This is a genomic window from Psychrobacter sp. (assembly GCF_018260395.1).
Lineage (GTDB): Bacteria > Pseudomonadota > Gammaproteobacteria > Pseudomonadales > Moraxellaceae > Psychrobacter.
Genome location: NZ_JAGLBC010000249.1, coordinates 1 through 1,456, shown reverse-complemented (window position 1 = coordinate 1,456; position 1,456 = coordinate 1). Strand labels below are relative to the sequence as shown.

1 protein-coding gene is annotated in these 1,456 nt (G+C 37.8%); it reads left to right on the top strand.

Annotation, left to right across the window (positions count from 1 at the left end; translation table 11 throughout):
- The first annotated feature begins 384 nt into the window (after positions 1-384).
- Entirely contained in the window at positions 385-1,386 is a 1,002-nt protein-coding gene (locus QZ265_RS10880; RefSeq protein WP_296406097.1) for a TerC family protein, read from the top strand.
- Positions 1,387-1,456: the final 70 nt, after the last annotated feature.

The following is a 1,456-nucleotide window of genomic DNA, read 5'->3' as shown; positions in this document are numbered from 1 at the left end:
TTTGGAAAGTCCCGCCCTGGTTAGTAGTATTGGTGTCTGGGATTGCTGGAGCATTCGTTTTTTAATACTTTTAACTATATAAAAATACATAAAACTTGTAATTTACAAAACCACTATAAATAGAATTGAACAATAGTTTGCTTAATTACACTGAATAAATTATGATAAATCTCATTCAAGGGGAGTAACTTCTCACTTCAAAAGTTTGTGACTTATCGTCATTACATAAGCATTGTTTATCGGTAAGTCAGCTATTGGTTCTTCACTTCACAATAGTTAGCCAGACCTTGACAATTGTTAATCATCATCGGTTAGCATGAGTCAAGGTTTTTTGCTTTCTCAACCTTTACTTATCGCTAACCTGTTTTATTCAAAGGAGCGATAATGTTACTTGCCAGCTTATCCACAACTATTGATTCTATACCTATTGGTAATCCTACACTTTATGCCGTGTTTTTTGCCATTGTGGCAGCGTTACTACTAGTCGATTTTTTCACCTTTAAAACGCCACCGCCTGGTGAATCTGTTTCAATGAAACAGGCAGGCATATGGAGTGCGATTTGGGTAGGTGTGTCGGTTATATTTGCCATGGGATTGTGGTGGTATCTTAACCAAAATTTCGGTACGGCTTTAGCCAATCAAAAAGTCGGTGAGTTTTTTACGGGTTATCTACTCGAAAAGTCATTAGCCATTGATAACGTGTTCGTGTGGTTGATGATCTTTGCTGCATTTGCGGTAACCCCTGCTATGCAACGTAAAATCTTGTTGTATGGTGTGATAGGTGCAATTATCATGCGGACGGTGATGATTTTTGCAGGCGCTTGGTTAGTTACTGAGTTTAGCTGGATTTTATATGTGTTTGGTGCCTTTTTACTGTATACAGGCGTCAAAATGTGGCAAAACCACGATGAGCAAGATGATCCGAAAAAATCTGGTCTGTATAAGTTTTTGCAAAAACATTTGCGTGTAACCGATGACACCAAGGATGAAACCGGTCAAGAGCGATTTGTACTGGTTAAACAAGGCATTAAGTATTTTACGCCATTGGCTGTGGTATTAATTTTGGTGGAATTGTCAGACGTGATTTTTGCAGTGGATTCGATTCCTGCCATTTTTGCAGTGACGACTGACCCGTTTATTGTTCTAACGGCTAATTTGCTTGCGATTTTAGGACTACGTGCGATGTTCTTTTTGTTATCTGGTTTGGCAGATAAGTTCCATCTATTGCCGTATGCGTTAAGTGTTATTTTGGTCTTTATTGGTGCAAAAATGCTACTGCTTGATGTGTTCCATGTGCCAATGGCCATTTCATTAGGCTTTATCGCCACAGTATTGACAATTACGGCGGTTTTATCAGTAAAATATCCTAATTTGGGTAAATCGTAAAACCTATGATAATAGCTTTAAGTTATGACTGATTTTTAGATGTGATAAAATAAGCCTTTTAATAAGGCTT

Excerpts from the sequence above, each read along its gene's own strand:
- QZ265_RS10880 (WP_296406097.1), top strand. The coding sequence starts at position 385 with ATGTTACTTGCCAGCTTATCCACAACTATTGATTCTATACCTATTGGT.